This window comes from Pseudomonas sp. TMW22080, assembly GCF_022496745.1.
GTDB lineage: Bacteria > Pseudomonadota > Gammaproteobacteria > Pseudomonadales > Pseudomonadaceae > Aquipseudomonas > Aquipseudomonas bubulae.
This window is the reverse complement of record NZ_SCFF01000003.1, coordinates 569,149-589,573: the sequence shown is the minus strand read 5'-3', so window position 1 is coordinate 589,573 and position 20,425 is coordinate 569,149. Positions and strand designations below refer to the sequence as shown.

The following is a 20,425-nucleotide window of genomic DNA, read 5'->3' as shown; positions in this document are numbered from 1 at the left end:
TGTGGGAGCGGGCTTGCCCGCTCCCACAGGCAGTCAGTGCGTGCGTGCTACAGCAAACTCGCTCAGCTCAACCAGCGCATCGCGGTATTCGCTTGGCGGCAAGGCTTCGAGGCACACAATGGCGCGGGCCACGAAGTCGCGAGCCAGCCGGGCGGTGTAGTCCAGGGAACCAGAGGCCTCAACGGCTTCGCGAATGCTCTCCAGGTCCTCGATACCGCCTTTCTGGATCGCTTTGCGCACCAGGGCTGCCTGTTCAGGCGTACCTTCACGCATGGTGTAGATCAGCGGCAGGGTCGGTTTGCCTTCGGCCAGATCGTCACCGACGTTCTTGCCCAGGGTTTCGGCATCGCCACGGTAGTCGAGCAGGTCGTCCACCAGCTGGAATGCCACGCCCAGGTGATCGCCAAAGGTGCGCAGCGCTTCGCTCTGCTCTGGCGTGGCACCGGCCAGCGCTGCAGCGCTGTGGGTCGAAGCCTCGAACAGCATCGCGGTCTTGCCGCGGATGACTTCCATGTAGGTTTCTTCGGTGGTGCTGGCGTCGCGCACTTTGGACAGCTGCAATACTTCGCCTTCGGCGATGATGCGGGTGGCTTGCGACAGGATTTTCATCACTGGCATCGAGCCCAGCTCAACCATCATCTCGAAGGAGCGCGAGTACAAAAAGTCGCCGACCAGTACGCTGGGGGCATTGCCCCAGGTAGCATTGGCAGTCTTGCGGCCACGGCGCATGCCCGACATGTCGACCACGTCGTCGTGCAGCAGGGTGGCGGTGTGCAGGAACTCAATGGTGGCGGCCAGCAGGCGCAAGTCGTCGCCTTCGCGACCCAGGGCCTTGCCACACAGCAACACTAATAAAGGACGCAGGCGCTTGCCGCCGGCCGAAGTAATGTAGTCGCCGATTTTTGAGACCAGCGGTACGCGTGAAGTCAGCTGCTTCTTGATGATGCCATCGACGGCGCTAAAATCGTCCGCCACCGCGCGGTAGAAAGCTTGGGGTTGCATCAGCGACAGGTGCTCCAGAAGGGTTGCGCGGCATGCTAGGTCGGGGGGCTGGGCCTGTCAAGGCGGATGGACGGCCCCTTGCAAGCCTGACTTGCCTTGCGTACAATCGCGCACCCTGAACTTCCTGGGCAGCACCTGCCTTACGCAATTGCATCTGGGCCGTTCCAGCCCCATGCAGCCATGCCAGCCAATACCTTTACCTATAAAGCGCTGGGTGAGCAGGATTATCGGAGAAATACCATGTCGTACGCAGTAATCGTTACTGGTGGCAAGCAATACAAAGTAGCTCCAGGTGAATACCTGAAGATCGAAAAACTGGAAATCGCTACCGGCGAATCCGTAACTTTTGATCGCGTTCTGTTGGTCGCCAATGGCGATGACGTGAACATCGGCGCTCCAGTTGTACCTGGCGCCACTGTTGTGGCTGAAGTGATCTCCCAAGGTCGTCACGATAAAGTCCGCATCATCAAGTTCCGTCGTCGTAAGCACCACATGAAGCGTATGGGCCACCGCCAGTGGTACACCGAGATCAAAATCACCGGTATTCAGGCTTAATTTCAGCCTAATTCCTCACTAGGAGAATTGACTCATGGCACACAAAAAAGCTGGTGGTAGTACCCGTAACGGTCGCGACTCAGAAGCCAAACGCCTTGGCGTGAAGATGTATGGCGGCCAGGCTATCATTCCGGGCAACATCATCGTGCGTCAGCGCGGCACCCAATTCCACGCTGGCTACGGCGTTGGTATGGGCAAAGATCACACCCTGTTCGCGAAAGTGGAAGGCGTGATCAAGTTCCAGGTTAAAGGCGCCTTCGGTCGTCGCTATGTAAGCATCGTTCCGAAGACTGCAGTCGTCGCGGCGTAATAGCTTGGTAGCTGGAAGAGCCCTGTCTTGCGACGGGGCTTTTTCGTTTGTGGGGTGAGTCTCTTGCAAAACTGTTTGTATGGGCTGCTGGCGCTGGATTTAACGGTCGTTGATTGAGGTCGCTGCGCTCATTTTTGCAAGAGTCTTATGTCTTGGTTTTTATCGGCTCGTCCTGATGACGAGAGGCGCGTTTTGTTATGAAGTTTGTAGATGAAGTATCGATCAAAGTAAAAGCAGGCGACGGTGGTAACGGTTGCATGAGTTTCCGTCGTGAGAAGTTCATCGAAAACGGTGGGCCAAACGGTGGTGATGGCGGTGATGGCGGCTCGATCTACATGGTCGCCGACGAAAACCTCAACACCCTGGTTGACTACCGTTACACCCGTCACTTTGACGCCCAGCGTGGCTCGAATGGCGGCAGTACGGATTGCACCGGTCGCAAGGGTGAGGATCTGGAGCTGCGTGTTCCGGTCGGCACTACCGTGATCGACGCTGGCACCCAGGAAATCATTGGCGACCTGACCAAGGCCGGCCAGCGTTTGCTGGTGGTGCATGGCGGTTGGCACGGTCTGGGTAATACCCGATTCAAATCCAGTACCAACCGTGCGCCACGCCAGACCACACCGGGTAAGCCGGGTGAGCAGCGTGACCTGAAACTGGAGTTGAAGGTGTTGGCTGACGTTGGCCTGTTGGGCTTGCCGAATGCCGGTAAAAGTACCTTTATTCGTTCGGTGTCTGCGGCCAAGCCAAAAGTGGCGGATTATCCGTTCACCACCCTGGTGCCAAACCTGGGTGTGGTCAGCGTGGATCGCTGGAAGAGCTTTGTGATCGCCGATATTCCGGGTCTGATCGAAGGGGCTTCCGATGGTGCTGGCCTGGGGATCCGCTTCCTCAAGCACCTGGCGCGTACCCGTCTGTTGTTGCACCTCGTTGACATGGCGCCGGTTGAGGGTAGCGAGAGCGCTGCTGATACCGCGGAAGTCATCGTTAACGAACTGACCAAGTTCAGCCCGTCGCTGGCTGAGCGTGATCGTTGGCTGGTGCTGAACAAGTGCGATTCGCTGCCACAAGACGAGCACGAAGCGCGCGTCAAGGAAGTGGTTGATCGCCTTGAGTGGACTGGCCCGGTTTACGTGATCTCGGCCATTGCCAAGATCGGTACCGAAAAGCTGTGCCACGACATCATGCGTTATCTGGAAGATCGTGCTGATCGTCTGGCTGCTGACCCTGCCTACAAGCAAGAGTTGGCCGAGCTGGATCAGCGTATCGAAGATGAAGCGCGTGCGCAGTTGCAGGCGCTGGATGACAAGCGTGCCCTGCGTCGCAGCGGCGTGAAGAGCGTCCATGACATCGGTGAAGATGACTGGGACGAAGAAGATGTTGATGATGAAGATGGTCCGGAAATCATTTACGTCCGCGACTGATTCGTTGCAGTAAACTACAGCGCCGCTCAATGAGCGGCGTTTTAGCATCTACGATTTGGTAATCAAAAATAATTCCATGGGTGGCGCTCGGTCGCGCTGCTCTCAGGCATAGGTTGGATGATGATGCGGAGCAAGGTGACGGGTGCGCAGCGCTGGGTCGTGAAGATCGGCAGCGCGTTGCTGACAGCGGATGGCAAGGGCCTGGATCGCGCGGCGATGGGCGTTTGGGTTGAACAGATGGTGGCGTTGCACGAGGCTGGCGTAGAGCTGGTGCTGGTGTCTTCGGGTGCGGTTGCGGCCGGAATGAGCCGCTTGGGCTGGACGGTGCGACCGAGTGCCATGCACGAGCTGCAAGCTGCTGCGGCTATTGGTCAGATGGGGTTGGTGCAGGCCTGGGAGTCGAGCTTTGCCGAGCATTCCCGGCATACCGCGCAGATCCTGCTGACCCATGACGATCTGTCTGATCGCAAACGCTACCTCAATGCCCGCAGCACCCTGCGTGCGCTGGTGGAATTGGGCGTGATCCCGGTCATCAATGAAAATGACACGGTGGTCACGGACGAAATCCGCTTCGGTGACAACGATACGCTGGCCGCGTTGGTGGCTAATCTGGTCGAGGCTGATCTGCTGGTGATCCTGACCGATCGCGACGGCATGTTTGATGCTGATCCGCGCAACAATCCTGATGCCAAGATGATCTACGAGGCGCGTGCCGATGATCCGGCGCTGGATGCAGTGGCAGGCGGTACCGGTGGTGCGTTGGGGCGTGGCGGCATGCAGACCAAGTTGCGTGCGGCGCGCCTGGCGGCGCGTTCCGGTGCGCACACGATCATTGTGGGTGGGCGTCTGGAGCGGGTGCTGGATCGTCTCAAGGCGGGCGAGCGACTGGGTACCTTGCTGTCCCCGGAGCGTGGCCTGCTGGCTGCGCGCAAGCAGTGGCTGGCCGGGCACTTGCAGACCCGTGGCACGCTGGTGCTGGATGAAGGCGCTGTGGCGGCCTTGTCCAAGGGCAATAAAAGCCTGTTGCCTGTAGGGGTCAAGGCGGTTCAGGGCGGTTTCCGTCGTGGCGAGATGGTGGTGTGCGTCGCGCCGGACGGGCGGGAGATCGCTCGTGGCCTGGCGAACTACAGTGCTGCCGAGGCGCAAAAAATTATCGGGCAATCGTCGGATGCGATTGTCGGCTTGTTGGGTTATATGGCGGAACCTGAGCTGGTTCATCGCGATAACCTGATTCTGGTTTGAATTTGAGGTGTGGTATGCGCTTGATTGGCGGTTTATTGGGTTTGATGTTGGCGATGCCGCTAATGGCCTCGGCGGAAGAAATTGGCTCGGTGTCGACGGTCTTCAAATTTGTCGGGCCTAATGACCGTATCGTCGTAGAAGCATTCGATGATCCCAAGGTAGATGGCGTGACTTGCTACCTTTCTCGTGCCAAGACGGGTGGCATGAAAGGTGGTCTGGGTTTGGCTGAAGACCGCGCCGAGGCGTCGATTGCCTGCCGTCAGACCGGGCCGATCAGCTTCAAGGGTGACCTGAAAGAGGGTGATGAGGTGTTCAAGGAGCGGACTTCGCTGGTCTTCAAGACCATGCAGGTGGTGCGTTTCCTGGATAAAAAGCGTAATACGCTGGTGTATCTGGTGTACAGCGACCGCTTGATCGAAGGCAGTCCGCAGAATGCCGTAACGGCAATCCCGATTTTGCCGTGGCCACACGAGTAACGCTCTTCAAGAAAAGCCGCGCTGGTCGCGGCTTTTTATTGTGCGGATTTTACCGGCTCTGTAGCAGCTGCCGAAGGAGCGAGGCTGCGTTCGGCGGCGGAGCCGTCGTAAAACCGGGTTTTGCTGTGTGTCAGACAAGCTTGGGTTTGAATATTTGCGGTCGCTGCGCAACCGAACGCAGCCTCGTTCCTTCGGCAGCTGCTACAAGGGTGTCGCTTAAATCGCAGGCAATAAAAAACCGACCCTAAGGTCGGTTTTTTAAAAAGCTTATCGCTTAAGCAGCAGTCGCAAGGTTCAACGCCTTGACGTGGCCATTCAGGCGGCTCTTATGGCGAGCAGCTTTGTTCTTGTGGATGATACCTTTATCGGCCATACGGTCGATAACAGGAACAGCCAGAACATAAGCAGCTTGCGCTTTAGCAGCGTCTTTTGCGTCGATGGCTTTAACTACATTCTTGATGTAGGTACGAACCATGGAACGCAGGCTGGCGTTGTGGCTGCGACGCTTCTCAGCCTGTTTTGCACGTTTTTTGGCGGAAGGTGTGTTGGCCACCGTCGAGCTCCTCGAAAGACTTTTGGGAAATAACAAACAAAATAGGCCGCGAATCATGCCGATGACGAGAACTCTTGTCAAGGGCGTTTGATGCGATCCGCTGAGTGGTGGATCGAGGCAGACGGGATATTTATTTCCGGCGCTTGACCTGTAAACTCGCGAGCTTGGCTCTGTGCTGTTGCGGCGCGCAGTATCGCATAAGTGGGCGCTTTGTTCGCCTGCTCTTTCTCTATAGGCAAAAACTCTTTCAATGAATTTGCTCAAGTCGTTGGCTGCCGTCAGCTCAATCACCATGATTTCCAGGGTTCTGGGCTTCATTCGCGACACCATTATTGCCCGTGCCTTCGGTGCCGGAATGGCCACGGATGCATTCTTTATTGCCTTCAAACTGCCAAACCTGCTGCGCAGGATCTTCGCCGAGGGCGCTTTTTCCCAGGCCTTTGTGCCGATTCTGGCCGAGTACAAAAGCCAGCAGGGCGAGGAGGCGACCCGCACTTTTGTCGCTTATGTCGCCGGGCTTTTGACCCTGGTGCTGGCGATTGTCACCGTGCTGGGCATGGTGGCGGCCCCCTGGGTCATCTGGGCAACGGCCCCGGGGTTCGCCACGACCCCTGAAAAATTCGAGCTCACCAGCGACATGCTGCGGGTCACCTTCCCTTATATCCTGCTGATCTCGCTGTCATCCCTGGCGGGGGCGATCCTCAATACCTGGAACCGTTTTGCGGTGCCGGCCTTTGTGCCGACCCTGCTTAACGTCAGCATGATTGTGTTTGCGTTGTTCCTGACGCCGTATTTCGATCCGCCGGTGATGGCTCTGGGCTGGGCCGTGCTGGTGGGTGGTCTGGCGCAGTTGCTGTTTCAACTGCCACACCTGAAAAAGATCGGCATGCTGGTGCTGCCAAGGCTCAATTTGCGCGATACCGGCGTGTGGCGGGTGATGAAACAGATGCTGCCAGCCATCCTTGGGGTCTCGGTCAGTCAGATCTCTCTGATCATCAATACGATATTTGCCTCATTCCTTGTGGCTGGATCGGTGTCATGGATGTACTACGCGGACCGTCTAATGGAGTTGCCTTCAGGAGTGCTGGGGGTGGCGCTGGGCACCATCCTGCTGCCAACCCTGTCCAAGACCTACGCCAACAAAGACCGTCAGGAGTATTCGCGTATTCTCGACTGGGGCTTGCGCCTGTGTTTTGTGCTGGTGCTTCCATGTTCCCTGGCGCTGGCCATCCTGTCCGAGCCGCTTACCGTTTCGCTATTCCAGTACGGCCAGTTCACGGCGCTGGATGCGGCCATGACCCAGCGTGCATTGATCGCTTATTCGCTGGGCCTGCTCGGAATCATCATTATCAAGGTGTTGGCGCCAGGCTTTTATGCACAGCAAAACATTCGCACGCCAGTCAAAATAGCGGTATTCACCCTGGTGGTGACGCAGTTGCTCAACCTGGTCTTTATCGTTCCGTTGCAGCATGCGGGGCTGGCGTTGGCCATCAGCGTAGGCGCCTGTATCAATGCCGGGCTGCTGTTCTGGCAGTTGCGCCGGCAAAAGCTGTTTGTCGCCCAGCCGGGCTGGACCAAATACCTGTTCAAGCTGGTGCTGGCCGTAGCCGTGATGTCGGCGGTATTGCTGGGCTTGATGCACCTGATGCCGGCCTGGGATCACGGCAATATGCTGGAGCGCTTTATTCGTCTGGGCGGCTTGGTTGTCGCGGGCGTGCTGGCGTATTTCGGTATGCTGCTGCTGTTGGGGCTGCGTTTGAAGGATTTCGCCCGCAAGTCACTTATGTAAGCTAATGACGGGTCAGACGTCGATTTTGTCGAATTGACCCGATTTGCCTTGCGCTGTTGCCTGTCGTACTGGGCCGGGTGTGGTTATAATCGACCACTTTATGAGCAAGAAGCGCGTTATGCAGCTGGTTCTAGGCCTTCACAATCTGCGGCCCCAGCATCGGGGCTGTGTCGCCACTATTGGCAACTTTGACGGTGTACACCGTGGTCACCAGGCTATCCTGGGCCGGCTGCGTGAGCGTGCACTGGAGTTGGGCGTGCCCAGCTGCGTGGTGATTTTCGAGCCGCAGCCGCGCGAATTCTTCGCCCCGGATACGGCTCCTGCACGTCTGGCCCGGTTGCGCGACAAGCTGCAACTGCTGGCAGACGCCGGAGTCGACCGGGTGCTGTGCCTGGCGTTCAATCAACGTCTGTGCAAGCTCAGCGCCGCCGAATTCGTCGATACCATTCTGGTCGACGGCCTGGGCGTGCAGCATCTGGAGGTCGGTGACGACTTCCGTTTTGGCTGCGATCGCGTCGGCGATTTTGACTTTTTGCAGCAGGCTGGCCAGATGCAGGGTTTCACCGTCGAGGCGGCGCAAACGGTTGAGCTTGATGGCGTACGCATCAGCAGCACCAAGGTGCGTGATGCTCTGGCCAGTGCCGACTTCTCCCTGGCAGAGCGTTTGCTGGGGCGCCCTTTTCAAATCGCTGGCCGGGTATTGCACGGGCAAAAACTGGCGCGCCAGTTGGGCACGCCGACCGCCAATATCCAGCTCAAGCGTCGTCGTGTGCCGTTGACCGGGGTGTACCTGGCCAGCGTCGAGATCGACGGTAAAACCTGGCCCGGCGTCGCCAATATCGGCGTGCGGCCAACCGTAGCAGGGGATGGCAGCGCCCATCTTGAAGTACATCTGTTGGATTTCGCCGGCGATCTGTATGGTCGGCGTTTGAACGTGGCATTCCACCACAAGCTGCGTGATGAGCAGCGTTTCGCCTCCCTGGAGGCGCTCAAGACGGCGATCAATGCGGACGTCGCCGCCGCCCGAGCCTTTTGGCTGGGTCAACCGCTTAAAAAGAGCCTGAAATGACCGACTACAAAGCCACGCTAAACCTCCCGGACACCGCCTTCCCAATGAAGGCCGGCCTGCCACAGCGCGAACCGCAAATTTTGCAGCGCTGGGACAGCATTGGCCTGTACGGGAAGTTGCGCGAGATTGGCAAGGATCGTCCGAAGTTCGTACTTCACGACGGTCCTCCGTACGCCAACGGCACTATCCATATCGGTCATGCGCTGAACAAGATTCTGAAAGACATGATCATCCGCTCCAAGACCCTGTCGGGTTTTGACGCGCCGTATGTGCCGGGCTGGGATTGCCATGGTTTGCCGATTGAACACAAGGTCGAAGTGACCCACGGTAAAAACCTGAGCGCGGATAAAACCCGCGAGCTGTGCCGTGCCTACGCCACCGAGCAGATCGAGGGGCAGAAGTCCGAGTTCATCCGTCTGGGTGTGCTGGGTGATTTCGCCAACCCGTACAAAACCATGGACTTCAAAAACGAAGCCGGTGAAATCCGTGCTTTGGCTGAGATCGTCAAGGGCGGTTTTGTGTTCAAGGGCCTCAAGCCGGTGAACTGGTGCTTCGATTGCGGTTCGGCCCTGGCTGAAGCTGAAGTTGAATACCAGGACAAGAAGTCTGCGGCCATCGACGTTGCCTTCCCGGTTGCCGACGAAGCCAGGCTGGCAGAGGCCTTTGGCCTGGCGGCACTGAGCAAACCTGCTTCGATCGTGATCTGGACCACCACCCCGTGGACCATTCCGGCCAACCAGGCGCTTAACGTACACCCGGAATTCACCTACGCGCTGGTCGACGTGGGCGACAAGTTGCTGGTACTGGCTGAAGAACTGGTCGAATCGAGTCTGGCGCGTTACAACCTGCAGGGTTCGGTCATCGCCACCACCACTGGCTCAGCGCTTGAACTGATCAACTTCCGTCACCCGTTCTATGACCGTCTGTCGCCTGTTTATCTGGCCGACTACGTTGAGCTGGGTGCTGGCACTGGTGTGGTTCACTCGGCTCCAGCCTACGGCGTAGACGACTTCGTGACCTGCAAAGCCTATGGCATGGTCAACGACGACATCATCAACCCGGTGCAAAGCAATGGCGTTTACGTGCCGTCGCTGGAGTTCTTCGGTGGCCAGTTCATCTGGAAGGCCAACCAGAACATCATCGACAAGCTGATCGAAGTCGGTTCGCTGATGTTCACCGAGACCATCAGCCACAGCTATATGCACTGCTGGCGCCACAAGACGCCGCTGATCTACCGTGCCACCGCCCAGTGGTTTATCGGTATGGACAAGCAGCCGACTGATGGCGATACCTTGCGCACCCGTGCGCTGCAAGCGATCGAAGACACCCAGTTCGTTCCGGCCTGGGGTCAGGCGCGCCTGCACTCGATGATCGCCAACCGCCCGGACTGGTGCATCTCGCGTCAACGCAACTGGGGCGTGCCGATCCCGTTTTTCCTGAACAAGGAAAGCGGCGAGCTGCACCCGCGCACCGTCGAAATGATGGAAGAAGTGGCCAAGCGCGTTGAAGTCGAAGGCATCGAGGCGTGGTTCAAGCTGGATGCTGCCGAGCTGCTGGGCGACGAAGCGCCGCTGTACGACAAGATCAGCGATACCCTGGATGTATGGTTCGATTCGGGCACCACGCACTGGCATGTTCTGCGCGGTTCGCACCCGATGGGTCACGAGACCGGCCCGCGTGCCGACCTCTACCTTGAAGGCTCCGACCAGCACCGTGGCTGGTTCCACTCGTCGTTGCTGACCGGTTGCGCCATCGACAACCACGCGCCGTACCGCGAGCTGCTGACCCACGGTTTTACCGTGGACGAAGCGGGCCGCAAGATGTCCAAGTCGCTGGGCAACGTGATTGCACCGCAAAAGGTCAACGACACCCTGGGCGCCGACATCATGCGTCTGTGGGTTGCCTCGACCGACTACTCGGGCGAAATCGCGGTTTCCGACCAGATCCTGCAGCGCAGTGCGGACGCCTACCGACGTATCCGCAATACCGCACGCTTCCTGCTGTCGAACCTGACCGGTTTCAATCCAGCCACCGACATCCTGCCTGCCGAAGAAATGCTGGCACTGGACCGTTGGGCGGTGGATCGTGCGTTGCTGCTGCAACGTGAGCTGGAGCTGCATTACGGCGAATACCGTTTCTGGAACGTGTACTCCAAGGTGCACAACTTCTGCGTTCAGGAGCTGGGCGGTTTCTATCTCGACATCATCAAGGACCGCCAGTACACCACCGGCGCCAACAGCAAGGCTCGCCGTTCGTGCCAGACCGCGCTGTTCCACATCTCTGAAGCGCTGGTGCGCTGGATCGCTCCGATCCTGGCGTTCACCGCTGATGAGTTGTGGCAGTACCTGCCGGGCGAGCGCAACGAATCGGTCATGCTCAACACCTGGTACGAAGGCCTGACTGAACTGCCGGAAGGCACCGAACTGGATCGCGCCTACTGGGAGCGAATCATGGCGGTCAAGGTTGCGGTCAACAAGGAAATGGAAAACTTGCGCGCAGCCAAGGCCATTGGCGGTAACTTGCAAGCAGAAGTGACCTTGTTCGCCGAAGATCAGCTGGCTGCTGATTTGTCCAAGTTGAGCAACGAGCTGCGTTTCGTGTTGATCACCTCCACTGCCAGCGTTGCGCCTTTTGCGCAGGCTCCAGCAGATGCCGTGGTTACCGAAGTGGCTGGCCTCAAACTCAAGGTGGTCAAGTCGGCCCATGCCAAGTGCGCCCGTTGCTGGCACTGCCGTGAAGACGTAGGCGTTAACCCCGAGCACCCTGAAATCTGCGGTCGTTGTGTAGACAATATCAGCGGCGCTGGTGAGGTACGTCACTATGCCTAATACCAGCACTACCGGGCGCTTCGGGCGCCTGGGCTGGCTCTGGTTGACTGTGCTGGTCCTGGTCATTGACCTGACCAGCAAGGTCTACTTCGACAATTCGCTGCAGATGTACCAGCAGATTGTGGTGATTCCCGACCTGTTCAGCTGGACCCTGGCTTACAACACCGGTGCGGCCTTCAGCTTCCTGGCGGACAGTGCCGGCTGGCAGCGCTGGCTGTTTGCCCTGATCGCGGTCGTGGTCAGTGCCGTGCTGGTGGTCTGGCTCAAGCGTCTGGGGCGCAATGACACCTGGTTGGCCATTGCCCTTGCCCTGATTCTGGGCGGCGCACTGGGTAACCTGTATGACCGTATTGTCTACGGTCATGTGGTCGATTTCATTCTGGTGCATTGGCAAAATCGCTGGTACTTCCCTGCGTTCAACTTCGCCGACAGTGCGATTTGCGTAGGTGCCGTGATGCTGGCACTGGATATGTTCAAAAGTAAAAAGCCCGAGGAACCCGCTCATGACTGAGCAGCGTATTGGTCAGAACACGCAGGTCACTCTGCATTTTGCTTTGCGTCTGGAAAATGGCGACACCGTTGACAGCACCTTCGACAAATCCCCGGCCACTTTCAAGGTGGGTGATGGCAGCTTGCTGCCAGGGTTTGAAGCGGCGTTGTTCGGTTTCAAGGCGGGTGACAAGCGCACACTGGAGATTCTTCCGGAAAACGCCTTTGGCCAGCCTAACCCGCAAAACGTGCAGATCATTCCGCGTTCGCAGTTCAAGGACATGGAGTTGTCGCAAGGTTTGCTGGTGATCTTCAACGATGCGGCCAATACCGAGCTTCCGGGTGTGGTCAAAGAGTTCGATGACGAGCAAGTCACCATTGATTTCAACCATCCGCTGGCAGGTAAAACCCTGACCTTCGACGTGGAAATCAAAGACGTTCAAGCGCTGTAATCCAGTGCCCGGCTGCGGCCGGGCCTGATTGGCATTATTTTTCTGCGCGTCCCACGAGGCCCAGCATGCATATCAAACTCGCCAACCCCCGTGGCTTCTGCGCCGGGGTGGACCGTGCGATTGAAATCGTCAATCGTGCTCTGGAAGTTTTCGGTCCGCCTATCTATGTTCGCCACGAAGTGGTGCACAACAAATTTGTCGTTGAAGACCTGCGTTCCCGTGGCGCTATTTTCGTCGAAGAGCTGGATCAGGTGCCGGACGACGTCATTGTGATATTCAGTGCCCACGGCGTTTCCCAGGCCGTGCGTACAGAGGCTGCCGGGCGTGGTCTCAAGGTGTTCGACGCGACCTGCCCGCTGGTGACAAAGGTGCATATTGAGGTCGCGCGCTATAGCCGTGATGGCCGTGAGTGCATTTTGATTGGTCATGCCGGTCATCCGGAAGTCGAAGGCACCATGGGCCAGTACGACGCCAGTAATGGTGGCGCGATCTACCTGGTCGAAGATGAAAAGGATGTTGCGAACCTGCAGGTCAAAGACCCGGAAAAACTGGCCTTTGTAACCCAGACAACCTTGTCGATGGACGACACCAGTCGTGTGATCGACGCCCTGCGTTCGCGCTTCCCGGCCATTGGCGGACCGCGCAAGGACGATATCTGCTATGCCACGCAAAACCGTCAGGATGCGGTCAAGCAACTGGCTGATGAGTGCGATGTCGTGTTGGTAGTTGGCAGCCCGAACAGCTCCAACTCCAACCGCCTGCGCGAACTGGCGGAGCGTATGCAGACCCCCGCCTACCTGATCGACGGTGCTGAAGACCTGCAAAAAAGCTGGTTCGACGGCGTAAACAGCATCGGTATCACCGCCGGTGCATCGGCCCCAGAGGTACTGGTACGTGGCGTGATTCAACAGCTGCATGCCTGGGGCGCAACCGGTGCCGACGAGCTGGCCGGCCGTGAAGAGAATGTTACGTTCTCCATGCCCAAAGAGTTGCGCGTTCGCGCCATTACCTAAGCGTGCCTGCATAAGGCCTGTGCAGTTTTATCGCTGCGCAGGCTGATGCGCCCGCTCTTGGCCAGCACCACTTGATAGTGGCTCTGTGCAGTCCTTGCCTGACAAACATGCAGTGTCCCGGCTTGAAAGGCGCCTCCAATCAGTTGTGGCTCGCCCAGCGGGTTGAAGCGCACATACCGTTTAACCGGTGTATTGCCCGCAATGGGTATGCGCCCACTGCCCTGTGACTCGACCAGCACCGGGTTGCCCTTGTCCAGATGGCCTTGGCCGCTCAAGTCCAGAATCGTCCTCCAGCCTCGGCTCCAATCTTCTTCGTACGGATAAACCACCACAAATTGTTGGCGTAGCAGTGCTTGTGCGCGTGCATTGCGCAGGCTGCTGGCCAGTTGTTCGGCAGTGATCTGGCGCTGATGATGCTCGACAAGGGCGCTATAGGCCGGGCTGGCAAAACGGGCCGTAAGCGCCACGATCGTCAGCGTCAGTAGCAGCTGGATCAGACTCATGCCACGTTGATGCATAGCGTCCTCCCTGGACGGTTCAAGTGTGTTTTCTCTGTATAGCGAACTCTGGCACTACAGGTTCACGGCAATGGTTTCATCATGTTTTCTGACCGTTAACAGCTTACGAAGTCAGGCGAAAAATCCGGCTGGTTTGCTTGGCTTCGTCCTGCCGTGCAGAGCAGCGGGGGAGGCTAGGCTTTTGTCTGGGCGGCACAGGGCGTGCCGTCGAACCCTCTGATATGGACGATTCGGATGCCTCGATTAGTTAAAAGTCGACAAGACGGGATGAGCTTGATCGAAGTGCTTATCGCGCTGTTGATTCTGTTTATCAGCCTGATGGGCTCTGCTGCTATGCAACTCAATGCCTTGAAACATACGGCAAGCGCGCTGATAAGCACCCAGGACAGTTTTATTGCCTACAGCAGGCTGGATCAGATGCGCGCGGAGGTCGTCCACCCCTTGTCGAGCGGTCATGCCGGGGCCGGGTCATCATGAGCAATCCCCGTTCAGGTTTTGGCCTGATCGAGCTGATGGTGGCTCTGGCGCTGGGAATGCTGGTAGTGCTGGGCATGACGCAGATTTTCTCAAGCAGCCGCGAGGCTTACTTAAGCCAGCGGTCGTCGGCAAGGCTGCAGGAGGATGCGCGTTATGTGCTGAGTAAACTGGCTCGGGAGATTCGCATGGCGGGCATGTTTGGCTGCCTGTCAGTCGATCGTATTGTTGATGCGCCCTCTGTTTTTAAGACACCGGTCTCCTGGCAGAGGGGGGTGTTGCGCATGATCAGTTCGGACGTGGCGCTTCAGGTTGCCAAGCCTGACTGGACTGTGGTCTCGGACTGCACAAGTTTCGCCCGGGCACATCCCGGGGCAAGGTCGTTTTTGGCTCCCGGTGAAACGGCATTTCCCGTGCGTGAATTGTTTTACCGTCATGAGCACGGGCAGTTAAAGATCGGGCCCAATAAAGCGGTGCTGCTCGATAATGTGGCTGCCTTTGACGTGAGTTTTGGCGTGGCCGGTACGGCAGGTTCGCACTCCGTGCTGCGTTATGAGAGTCGTCTGGTCAAAGGTTCCAGCCTGCGCAGCATCCGTATCGGCCTGACATTGCGAGACCGCGCCGGGCGGGTCAAGGACCAGATCTATCAGTTGGAAGTCGCTTTGCGTAACCGGCTGGCTTAGGGCGCGCATCATGCCTTTGCCATTGATTTGTCAGCGCGGCATGGCACTGCTGGTCAGCCTGGTTTTCATGCTGTTGCTGAGCCTGATCGGGATGGCTGCAATGGTCAGTGCGACCCTTCAGGAAAAAATGTCTGCAGGCGTTCAACATGCCAACCACTCATTTCAGGCCGCAGAAGCGGCGCTTGGCAGTGGGGAGGCCTGGCTTCAGATCCAAGGGGGCAGGGTATTGCCTTGCACTTCGCCAGCAAGCTGTAACCCGCCCCCAGAGGCGCGTACTCAGGCTGTGCCAGGCATCGATCCGGCCTCCGGGGTACGTTGGATAAGCGTTGCGAACGGGCTGTATGGTGTTCAGAACCTTGGGCCAAGCATTACGCCAGCCCATTTGCCAGTGACCACCACTACCCGTTTGTATCGAGTTACCGGTATTGGCTGGCACGGGCAGTCGCGCACCGTACTGGAGAGTATTTATGCGCGTTATCAAGGGCCGGATAACGCTTCGCAAGAGCGTGTTGCCAGGGGTTTTCACCGGGTCATGTGGCGACAGCTGCAATAGGACGCACGAAATGTACAGGTATGTAGCAGGTTTTACCCTGATCGAACTGATGATCGTCGTGGTTATCACCGGTATCCTTGGCGCATTCGTTTATCCGTTGTACGGCGATTATGTAAAGCGGGCTTACCGCTCTCAAGTTGTTGTCCTGTTGACGGAGCAAGCCCAAAGTCTTGAGCGCTTTTACACAAAGAACGCGGTATATAGCGGTATGAAAGACCTTAGTTCAGGCAATCAGCACTACGACATCAGTGCCGATCTCGTCGACCACGGCTACTGGCTGAAGGCGACGCCCAAACAAGGTTCGGCAATGGCGGGGGATTCGTGCGGGAGCTTTACGCTGGCTCACACCGGTATGGCAACGATAACCCAGGCCGCCCCTGGCCTGACACTGCAGCAGTGTTGGGGGCGCTAACGATTGATTTTGAATGACGGGCTGGATTAACAGATGGCTAGGCAGCAACGGGTGGTGATTGTCGGGGGCGGTGTCATAGGCCTGCTGACTGCGTTTAATCTGGCGGCTGATGTAGAGCAGGTGATTGTGCTGGAGCGTGGCGGGGCGGGCCAGGAGTCCTCCTGGGCCGGCGGCGGTATTGTTTCGCCGCTTTATCCGTGGCGCTATAACTGTGCTGTAACGGCCCTGGCGCACTGGTCTCAGGACTTTTATCCGCAATTGGCCGAGCGTCTGTTTGCTTCGACGGGTATTGATCCTGAAGTACACACCACCGGGCTGTACTGGCTGGACCTGGACGATGAGGCTCAGGCGCTGGAGTGGGCCGGGCGCGAAGGGCGACCTCTGGGGGCGGTCGATATGTCGGCAGTCCATGATGCCGTGCCCGTGCTGGGCGGTGGTTATGCACACGCAATTTATATGGCTAATGTGGCCAATGTGCGGAATCCGCGGTTGGTGAAATCGCTGAAGGCTGCACTGCAGGCGATGCCGAATGTCACTGTGCATGAGCAGTGCGAGGTGCTCGGCTTTGTTCGCGAAGGCGAAAGAGTTTGCGGGGTCAATACGGCCCGGGGTGAGATTCGCGGCGACGAGGTGGTGTTGTCGGCCGGGGCCTGGAGCGGTGAGTTGTTGAGCGGGCTGGGGCTGGAGTTGCCTGTGGAGCCGGTCAAGGGGCAGATGATCCTGTACAAATGCGCATCTGACTTTTTGTCGTGCATGGTGCTGGCAAAAGGGCGTTATGCCATTCCCCGCCGCGACGGTCATATCCTGATCGGTAGCACGCTGGAGCATGAAGGCTTTGATAAAACCCCGACCCTTACGGCCCTTGAGAGCCTCAAGGCCTCGGCAGTCGAATTGATCCCGGCCCTGGCCGATGCTGAAGTGGTGGGGCACTGGGCTGGGCTGCGGCCAGGTTCGCCCGAGGGCATTCCGTATATTGGGCGGGTGTCAGGTTTTGATGGTCTGTGGCTCAACTGCGGGCACTATCGCAACGGTCTGGTATTGGCACCGGCGTCCTGCCAATTATTCGCGGACTTGCTGCTGGGGCGTGAGCCGATTATCGACCCGACGCCTTATGCGCCAGAGGGGCGGATTTAAGCGGCTACAAACACAGAGGGATTTCTGTCGATACTCTGTTGTAGATCAAGCCCTATTGTGGGAGCGAGCCTGCTCGCGAACGACCTTCGCGAGCAGGCTCGCTCCCACAGTTGCCGTTTTCCTGTCGTAGCCTGCGGCAGCGACCACAGGTGGCTTAACCCCTTGGTTTTGGCCCTTGCTCCAGATGCTGCTGGGTGCAATACCACTCTTGTTGCTGGCTCAGGGCGCGGTCACGGGGCAGGTGTACGCCACAGTGGGCGCAGCGCACCATTGGTTGAGCGCTCGGGTCGACCGGTTTTTTGGTCGCGGCCATACCGGTCTTGTATTTGCGCCACAGCCAAACGCCTGCAGCAATCAGCGCTGCCCAGATCAGTAAACGAAGCATGGTAATTCGCTATTCGAGAAAAGATTCACCAGTTTAGCCAAGGACCTGGCAGGCGCACAGCGGTAAATCAAACATAAAAAAAGAGCTCCGAAGAGCTCTTTTTTTATGTGCTGAACGATCAGTCGAACAGGCCCAGGGTCATGTAGCTGAACCAGGAGCGGCTTTTACCTTCAGCTTGCGGTTCTTCGATGATGTCGCCATCGGCATCCTTTGGCTTCAGTTCTGCCGGGATTGCATCCTTGGCGTCCTGGTACTGCTTCTGGATATCCATGTTTGCACGGGTTTCACCCGGTGGCAGCGGTGTGCTGGATTCGATCAGGCCTAATGTGGCCTTGCTCAGCCATGAACGGTTGTCCGACTCGGAAACCTGCGGCACAAACTGGCCGTCTACCAGGCTCGGGTGGTCCGGGTAGTTGGTCTTGAGCACTTCAAGGCTGGTGTTGGCCAGCTGGTCGAGATGCATGCGCTGGTAGGACTCAACCATTACCGCCAGGCCGTCGCCGACCGAAGGAGTTTCCTGGAAGTTTTCGACCACATAGCGGCCACGGTTGGCAGCGGCTACATAAGCCTGACGAGTCAGGTAGTAATCGGCTACGTGGATTTCATACGCTGCCAACAGGTTGCGCAGGTAGATCATGCGCTGCTTGGCGTCGGGTGCGTAGCGGCTGTTGGGGAAGCGGCTGGTGAGCTGGGCGAACTCGTTGTAGGAGTCGCGTGCAGCGCCCGGGTCACGCTTGCTCATGTCCAGCGGCAGGAAGCGCGCCAGCAGGCCAACGTCCTGGTCAAAGGAGGTCAGGCCCTTGAGGTAGTAGGCGTAGTCAACGTTCGGATGCTGTGGATGCAGGCGGATAAACCGTTCGGCAGCCGACTTGGCCGCTTCGGGCTCGGAGTTCTTGTAGTAGGCGTAAATAAGTTCAAGCTGGGCCTGGTCGGCGTAGCGACCGAACGGGTAGCGTGACTCAAGGGCCTTGAGTTTGGCGGTAGCACTGGTATAGCTGTGGTTGTCCAGGTCGGCCTGTGCCTGCTGGTACAGCTCCACTTCGCTGAGGTTTTCGTCAACGACTTCTTTAGTCGACGAGCAAGCGGCGGTCAGTGCGAGGATGGCGATCAGCAGCAGGTGTCTCACTTGCATGGCGGCTTGCGTCCCTATGACGGCCGCTGTCTTGGGCGGGTCCGTCCTGTTATGATGAGTGCCCCGTGAAAAGCCTCGGGGCAAAAGACGCCGTATTTAACCACAAGCGCGCAGCCGAAACCAAAGGCTTGGCGCGGTCCTGATGAGCATGTCCGAGAAAATTCAACTTCGCGAAGAGGTGCCGTCCGAACTGGGTGGCCAACGCCTCGATCAAGTCGCCGCACAATTATTCGCTGAGCACTCGCGCTCGCGCCTTTCCGCCTGGATCAAAGACGGCCGCCTTACTGTGGACGGAGCCGTCATACGCCCCCGTGACATCGTACACGGCGGTGCCATCCTGGAGCTGACTGCAGAGCAGGAAGCCCAGGGTGAGTGGATCGCTGAAGACATCCCCCTGGATATCGTCTACGAAGACGATGACATCCTGGTCATCAACAAGCCTGCGGGCCTGGTGGTGCACCCGGCTGCAGGGCATGCCAGTGGTACTTTGCTCAATGCCTTGCTGCATCACGTACCGGACATTATCAATGTGCCGCGTGCGGGGATCGTGCATCGCCTGGACAAGGACACCACCGGTCTGATGGTGGTCGCCAAGACCATTCAGGCGCAGACACAACTGGTTACACAGTTGCAGAGCCGCAGTGTCAGTCGTATCTATGAGTGCATCGTTATCGGTGTCGTGACCGCCGGGGGCAAGATCGACGCGCCTATCGGCCGTCACGGCCAGCAGCGCCAGCGCATGGCGGTAATGGAAGGCGGCAAGCAGGCGGTCAGTCATTACCGTGTGCTTGAGCGTTTCCGTTCCCACACCCATGTGCGGGTAAAGCTGGAAACCGGTCGTACGCACCAGATTCGTGTGCATATGTCTCATATCAACTTCCCGTTGGTCGGAGACCCTGCCTACGGCGGTCGCTTCCGTATTCCGCCGTCTGCCAGCGTGACGATGGTCGAGTCCCTGAAAAACTTCCCGCGTCAGGCGCTCCATGCCCGTTTCCTCGAGCTGGATCATCCGACGACCGGTAAGCGCATGAGCTGGGAATCAGCACTGCCTGACGACTTTGTCTGGCTGTTGACGTTGCTCAAGCAAGACCGTGAGGCATTTATCGGGTGAACACCTTCCTGATTCCTGACTGGCCAGCGCCGGCAGGCATCCGGGCCTGTGTGACCACCCGTGCGGGCGGCGTCAGTGTGGCGCCGTTCGACAGCTTCAACCTGGGCGACCATGTAGGCGACGACCCTGTTGCCGTTGCGCATAACCGCCATCGCCTTACCCATATTTTTGACGTACAGCCCGCCTGGCTTAGCCAGGTTCACGGGGTTGTGGTCGCACCTGCCAATCCCGAACTGATTGTTGAGGCCGATGCCAGCTGGACGGCCACCCCCGGTATTGCCTGTACGGCAATGACGGCGGATTGTTTGCCTGCATTGTTCTGCGATCGTGCTGGCACTCGTGTTGCGGCAGCCCATGCCGGTTGGCGCGGGCTGGCGGCCGGGGTGCTTGAAGCCGCCGCACTAAGCCTCAATGTTGCGCCACAGGAGCTGCTTGTGTGGCTGGGGCCGGCCATTGGCCCCAAGGCATTTGAGGTCGGGGCCGAGGTGCGGGAGGTCTTTGTAAAAGACATGCCCCAGGCCGAAGCCGCCTTTGTGCCCAGCATCAATGCCGGGCGTTTTATGGCCGATATCTATGAGCTGGCGCGTTTGCGTCTGGCCCGCTTCGGTATCACGGCTGTGTACGGCGGGGGTTTTTGCACCGTGACCGACCCGCGTTTCTTCTCCTATCGGCGCAGTCCCAATACTGGCCGCTTCGCATCACTGGTTTGGATCGAAAGACCGTCCAGCTGATCTGCGTCATTTTCCAAACGCTTGAAACTCTCGTAATCGCCCGCATCTACTATGGTATCTGGCAGGTTTCTTCATTCAGGAGTTTCCATC

Annotated in this window: 23 protein-coding genes; 18 read left to right on the top strand and 5 right to left on the bottom strand. The window is 58.2% G+C overall.

The features are described from left to right. Positions 1 to 33 precede the first annotated feature (33 nt). The gene (locus EQV96_RS13020) at positions 34 to 1,002 is read right to left on the bottom strand and encodes a polyprenyl synthetase family protein (RefSeq protein ID WP_095021257.1); all 969 of its coding nucleotides are present in this window, start codon (positions 1,000 to 1,002) and stop codon (positions 34 to 36) included. Between the two features lie 240 nt (positions 1,003 to 1,242). Between EQV96_RS13020 and rplU the strand changes: the two genes are divergently transcribed. From rplU to EQV96_RS12995, 5 genes are all read left to right on the top strand, one after another. Continuing rightward, the gene (gene rplU, locus EQV96_RS13015; RefSeq protein ID WP_007901869.1) at positions 1,243 to 1,557 is read left to right on the top strand and encodes a 50S ribosomal protein L21; all 315 of its coding nucleotides are present in this window, start codon (positions 1,243 to 1,245) and stop codon (positions 1,555 to 1,557) included. 34 nt (positions 1,558 to 1,591) lie between these two features. Then, a complete protein-coding gene (gene rpmA / locus EQV96_RS13010; protein ID WP_003443913.1) occupies positions 1,592 to 1,867 on the top strand; it encodes a 50S ribosomal protein L27 in 276 nt (91 codons plus the stop codon). A 197-nt stretch (positions 1,868 to 2,064) separates the two neighbouring features. After that, complete coding sequence (gene cgtA / locus EQV96_RS13005; RefSeq protein ID WP_094999350.1) at positions 2,065 to 3,291, top strand: Obg family GTPase CgtA; 1,227 nt, start codon at positions 2,065 to 2,067, stop codon at positions 3,289 to 3,291. 123 nt (positions 3,292 to 3,414) lie between these two features. After that, a complete protein-coding gene (proB, locus tag EQV96_RS13000) occupies positions 3,415 to 4,533 on the top strand; it encodes a glutamate 5-kinase (RefSeq protein ID WP_019824017.1) in 1,119 nt (372 codons plus the stop codon). Between the two features lie 14 nt (positions 4,534 to 4,547). Then, positions 4,548 to 5,009 (top strand): CreA family protein, encoded by a 462-nt coding sequence (locus EQV96_RS12995; RefSeq protein ID WP_094999349.1) that lies wholly within the window; start codon positions 4,548 to 4,550, stop codon positions 5,007 to 5,009. A 274-nt stretch (positions 5,010 to 5,283) separates the two neighbouring features. On the opposite strand, the gene rpsT is transcribed toward EQV96_RS12995, so the two are convergent. Beyond that, complete coding sequence (gene rpsT, locus EQV96_RS12990) at positions 5,284 to 5,562, bottom strand: 30S ribosomal protein S20 (RefSeq protein WP_003443902.1); 279 nt, start codon at positions 5,560 to 5,562, stop codon at positions 5,284 to 5,286. Positions 5,563 to 5,812: 250 nt separating this feature from the next. Between rpsT and murJ the strand changes: the two genes are divergently transcribed. The 6 genes from murJ to ispH all read left to right on the top strand — a co-directional run bounded on the left by murJ (position 5,813) and on the right by ispH (position 13,202). Next, positions 5,813 to 7,351 (top strand): murein biosynthesis integral membrane protein MurJ, encoded by a 1,539-nt coding sequence (gene murJ / locus EQV96_RS12985; RefSeq protein ID WP_095018378.1) that lies wholly within the window; start codon positions 5,813 to 5,815, stop codon positions 7,349 to 7,351. Between the two features lie 118 nt (positions 7,352 to 7,469). Continuing rightward, complete coding sequence (ribF, locus tag EQV96_RS12980; RefSeq protein ID WP_094999347.1) at positions 7,470 to 8,420, top strand: bifunctional riboflavin kinase/FAD synthetase; 951 nt, start codon at positions 7,470 to 7,472, stop codon at positions 8,418 to 8,420. Continuing rightward, the gene (ileS, locus tag EQV96_RS12975) at positions 8,417 to 11,248 is read left to right on the top strand and encodes an isoleucine--tRNA ligase (protein ID WP_095018377.1); all 2,832 of its coding nucleotides are present in this window, start codon (positions 8,417 to 8,419) and stop codon (positions 11,246 to 11,248) included. The genes ribF and ileS overlap by 4 nt, the downstream gene beginning before the upstream one ends. After that, complete coding sequence (gene lspA, locus EQV96_RS12970; protein WP_094999345.1) at positions 11,241 to 11,759, top strand: signal peptidase II; 519 nt, start codon at positions 11,241 to 11,243, stop codon at positions 11,757 to 11,759. The genes ileS and lspA overlap by 8 nt, the downstream gene beginning before the upstream one ends. Further along, positions 11,752 to 12,189: an FKBP-type peptidyl-prolyl cis-trans isomerase gene (gene fkpB, locus EQV96_RS12965; RefSeq protein ID WP_086795845.1), complete on the top strand. Its 438-nt coding sequence runs from the start codon at positions 11,752 to 11,754 to the stop codon at positions 12,187 to 12,189. The genes lspA and fkpB overlap by 8 nt, the downstream gene beginning before the upstream one ends. A 65-nt stretch (positions 12,190 to 12,254) precedes the next feature. Next, on the top strand, positions 12,255 to 13,202 hold the full coding sequence (ispH, locus tag EQV96_RS12960; RefSeq protein WP_094999344.1) for a 4-hydroxy-3-methylbut-2-enyl diphosphate reductase: 948 nt from the start codon (positions 12,255 to 12,257) through the stop codon (positions 13,200 to 13,202). On the opposite strand, the gene EQV96_RS12955 is transcribed toward ispH, so the two are convergent. Further along, positions 13,199 to 13,720, bottom strand: coding sequence for a GspH/FimT family protein (locus EQV96_RS12955; RefSeq protein WP_240043139.1), 522 nt, complete (start codon positions 13,718 to 13,720; stop codon positions 13,199 to 13,201). The genes ispH and EQV96_RS12955 overlap by 4 nt on opposite strands. A 234-nt stretch (positions 13,721 to 13,954) precedes the next feature. On the opposite strand from EQV96_RS12955, the gene pilV reads away from it, so the two are divergent. Genes pilV through thiO form a run of 5 tightly spaced genes read left to right on the top strand, consistent with a single transcriptional unit; the run spans position 13,955 to position 16,976 of the window. Beyond that, positions 13,955 to 14,197, top strand: coding sequence for a type IV pilus modification protein PilV (pilV, locus tag EQV96_RS12950; RefSeq protein ID WP_094999343.1), 243 nt, complete (start codon positions 13,955 to 13,957; stop codon positions 14,195 to 14,197). Next, positions 14,194 to 14,877 (top strand): prepilin-type N-terminal cleavage/methylation domain-containing protein, encoded by a 684-nt coding sequence (locus EQV96_RS12945; RefSeq protein WP_240882098.1) that lies wholly within the window; start codon positions 14,194 to 14,196, stop codon positions 14,875 to 14,877. The genes pilV and EQV96_RS12945 overlap by 4 nt, the downstream gene beginning before the upstream one ends. 10 nt (positions 14,878 to 14,887) lie before the next feature. Next, positions 14,888 to 15,430 (top strand): PilX N-terminal domain-containing pilus assembly protein, encoded by a 543-nt coding sequence (locus EQV96_RS12940; protein ID WP_240882097.1) that lies wholly within the window; start codon positions 14,888 to 14,890, stop codon positions 15,428 to 15,430. Between the two features lie 10 nt (positions 15,431 to 15,440). After that, positions 15,441 to 15,842 (top strand): type IV pilin protein, encoded by a 402-nt coding sequence (locus EQV96_RS12935; protein WP_094999340.1) that lies wholly within the window; start codon positions 15,441 to 15,443, stop codon positions 15,840 to 15,842. Positions 15,843 to 15,875: 33 nt separating this feature from the next. Beyond that, on the top strand, positions 15,876 to 16,976 hold the full coding sequence (thiO, locus tag EQV96_RS12930; protein ID WP_095018372.1) for a glycine oxidase ThiO: 1,101 nt from the start codon (positions 15,876 to 15,878) through the stop codon (positions 16,974 to 16,976). Between the two features lie 154 nt (positions 16,977 to 17,130). Here thiO and EQV96_RS12925 read toward each other — a convergent pair whose 3' ends face one another. Both EQV96_RS12925 and EQV96_RS12920 read right to left on the bottom strand, forming a co-directional pair. After that, positions 17,131 to 17,361: a PP0621 family protein gene (locus EQV96_RS12925; RefSeq protein ID WP_094999338.1), complete on the bottom strand. Its 231-nt coding sequence runs from the start codon at positions 17,359 to 17,361 to the stop codon at positions 17,131 to 17,133. 118 nt (positions 17,362 to 17,479) lie between these two features. Further along, complete coding sequence (locus tag EQV96_RS12920; protein ID WP_094999337.1) at positions 17,480 to 18,493, bottom strand: outer membrane protein assembly factor BamD; 1,014 nt, start codon at positions 18,491 to 18,493, stop codon at positions 17,480 to 17,482. A 148-nt stretch (positions 18,494 to 18,641) separates the two neighbouring features. On the opposite strand from EQV96_RS12920, the gene rluD reads away from it, so the two are divergent. Further along, complete coding sequence (gene rluD / locus EQV96_RS12915) at positions 18,642 to 19,604, top strand: 23S rRNA pseudouridine(1911/1915/1917) synthase RluD (RefSeq protein WP_094999964.1); 963 nt, start codon at positions 18,642 to 18,644, stop codon at positions 19,602 to 19,604. Then, the gene (gene pgeF / locus EQV96_RS12910; protein ID WP_094999336.1) at positions 19,601 to 20,335 is read left to right on the top strand and encodes a peptidoglycan editing factor PgeF; all 735 of its coding nucleotides are present in this window, start codon (positions 19,601 to 19,603) and stop codon (positions 20,333 to 20,335) included. Before rluD ends, pgeF begins: the two co-directional genes overlap by 4 nt. Positions 20,336 to 20,425: the final 90 nt, after the last annotated feature.

Bases quoted from the DNA above. Each gene is read 5' to 3' on its own strand.
- EQV96_RS13020 (WP_095021257.1), bottom strand. From the start codon at position 1,002: ATGCAACCCCAAGCTTTCTACCGCGCGGTGGCGGACGATTTTAGCGCC.
- rplU (WP_007901869.1), top strand. From the start codon at position 1,243: ATGTCGTACGCAGTAATCGTTACTGGTGGCAAGCAATACAAAGTAGCT.
- rpmA (WP_003443913.1), top strand. From the start codon at position 1,592: ATGGCACACAAAAAAGCTGGTGGTAGTACCCGTAACGGTCGCGACTCA.
- cgtA (WP_094999350.1), top strand. From the start codon at position 2,065: ATGAAGTTTGTAGATGAAGTATCGATCAAAGTAAAAGCAGGCGACGGT.
- proB (WP_019824017.1), top strand. From the start codon at position 3,415: ATGCGGAGCAAGGTGACGGGTGCGCAGCGCTGGGTCGTGAAGATCGGC.
- EQV96_RS12995 (WP_094999349.1), top strand. From the start codon at position 4,548: ATGCGCTTGATTGGCGGTTTATTGGGTTTGATGTTGGCGATGCCGCTA.
- murJ (WP_095018378.1), top strand. From the start codon at position 5,813: ATGAATTTGCTCAAGTCGTTGGCTGCCGTCAGCTCAATCACCATGATT.
- ribF (WP_094999347.1), top strand. From the start codon at position 7,470: ATGCAGCTGGTTCTAGGCCTTCACAATCTGCGGCCCCAGCATCGGGGC.
- ileS (WP_095018377.1), top strand. From the start codon at position 8,417: ATGACCGACTACAAAGCCACGCTAAACCTCCCGGACACCGCCTTCCCA.
- lspA (WP_094999345.1), top strand. From the start codon at position 11,241: ATGCCTAATACCAGCACTACCGGGCGCTTCGGGCGCCTGGGCTGGCTC.
- fkpB (WP_086795845.1), top strand. From the start codon at position 11,752: ATGACTGAGCAGCGTATTGGTCAGAACACGCAGGTCACTCTGCATTTT.
- ispH (WP_094999344.1), top strand. From the start codon at position 12,255: ATGCATATCAAACTCGCCAACCCCCGTGGCTTCTGCGCCGGGGTGGAC.
- EQV96_RS12955 (WP_240043139.1), bottom strand. From the start codon at position 13,720: ATGCATCAACGTGGCATGAGTCTGATCCAGCTGCTACTGACGCTGACG.
- pilV (WP_094999343.1), top strand. From the start codon at position 13,955: ATGCCTCGATTAGTTAAAAGTCGACAAGACGGGATGAGCTTGATCGAA.
- EQV96_RS12945 (WP_240882098.1), top strand. From the start codon at position 14,194: ATGAGCAATCCCCGTTCAGGTTTTGGCCTGATCGAGCTGATGGTGGCT.
- EQV96_RS12940 (WP_240882097.1), top strand. From the start codon at position 14,888: ATGCCTTTGCCATTGATTTGTCAGCGCGGCATGGCACTGCTGGTCAGC.
- EQV96_RS12935 (WP_094999340.1), top strand. From the start codon at position 15,441: ATGTACAGGTATGTAGCAGGTTTTACCCTGATCGAACTGATGATCGTC.
- thiO (WP_095018372.1), top strand. From the start codon at position 15,876: ATGGCTAGGCAGCAACGGGTGGTGATTGTCGGGGGCGGTGTCATAGGC.
- EQV96_RS12925 (WP_094999338.1), bottom strand. From the start codon at position 17,361: ATGCTTCGTTTACTGATCTGGGCAGCGCTGATTGCTGCAGGCGTTTGG.
- EQV96_RS12920 (WP_094999337.1), bottom strand. From the start codon at position 18,493: ATGCAAGTGAGACACCTGCTGCTGATCGCCATCCTCGCACTGACCGCC.
- rluD (WP_094999964.1), top strand. From the start codon at position 18,642: ATGTCCGAGAAAATTCAACTTCGCGAAGAGGTGCCGTCCGAACTGGGT.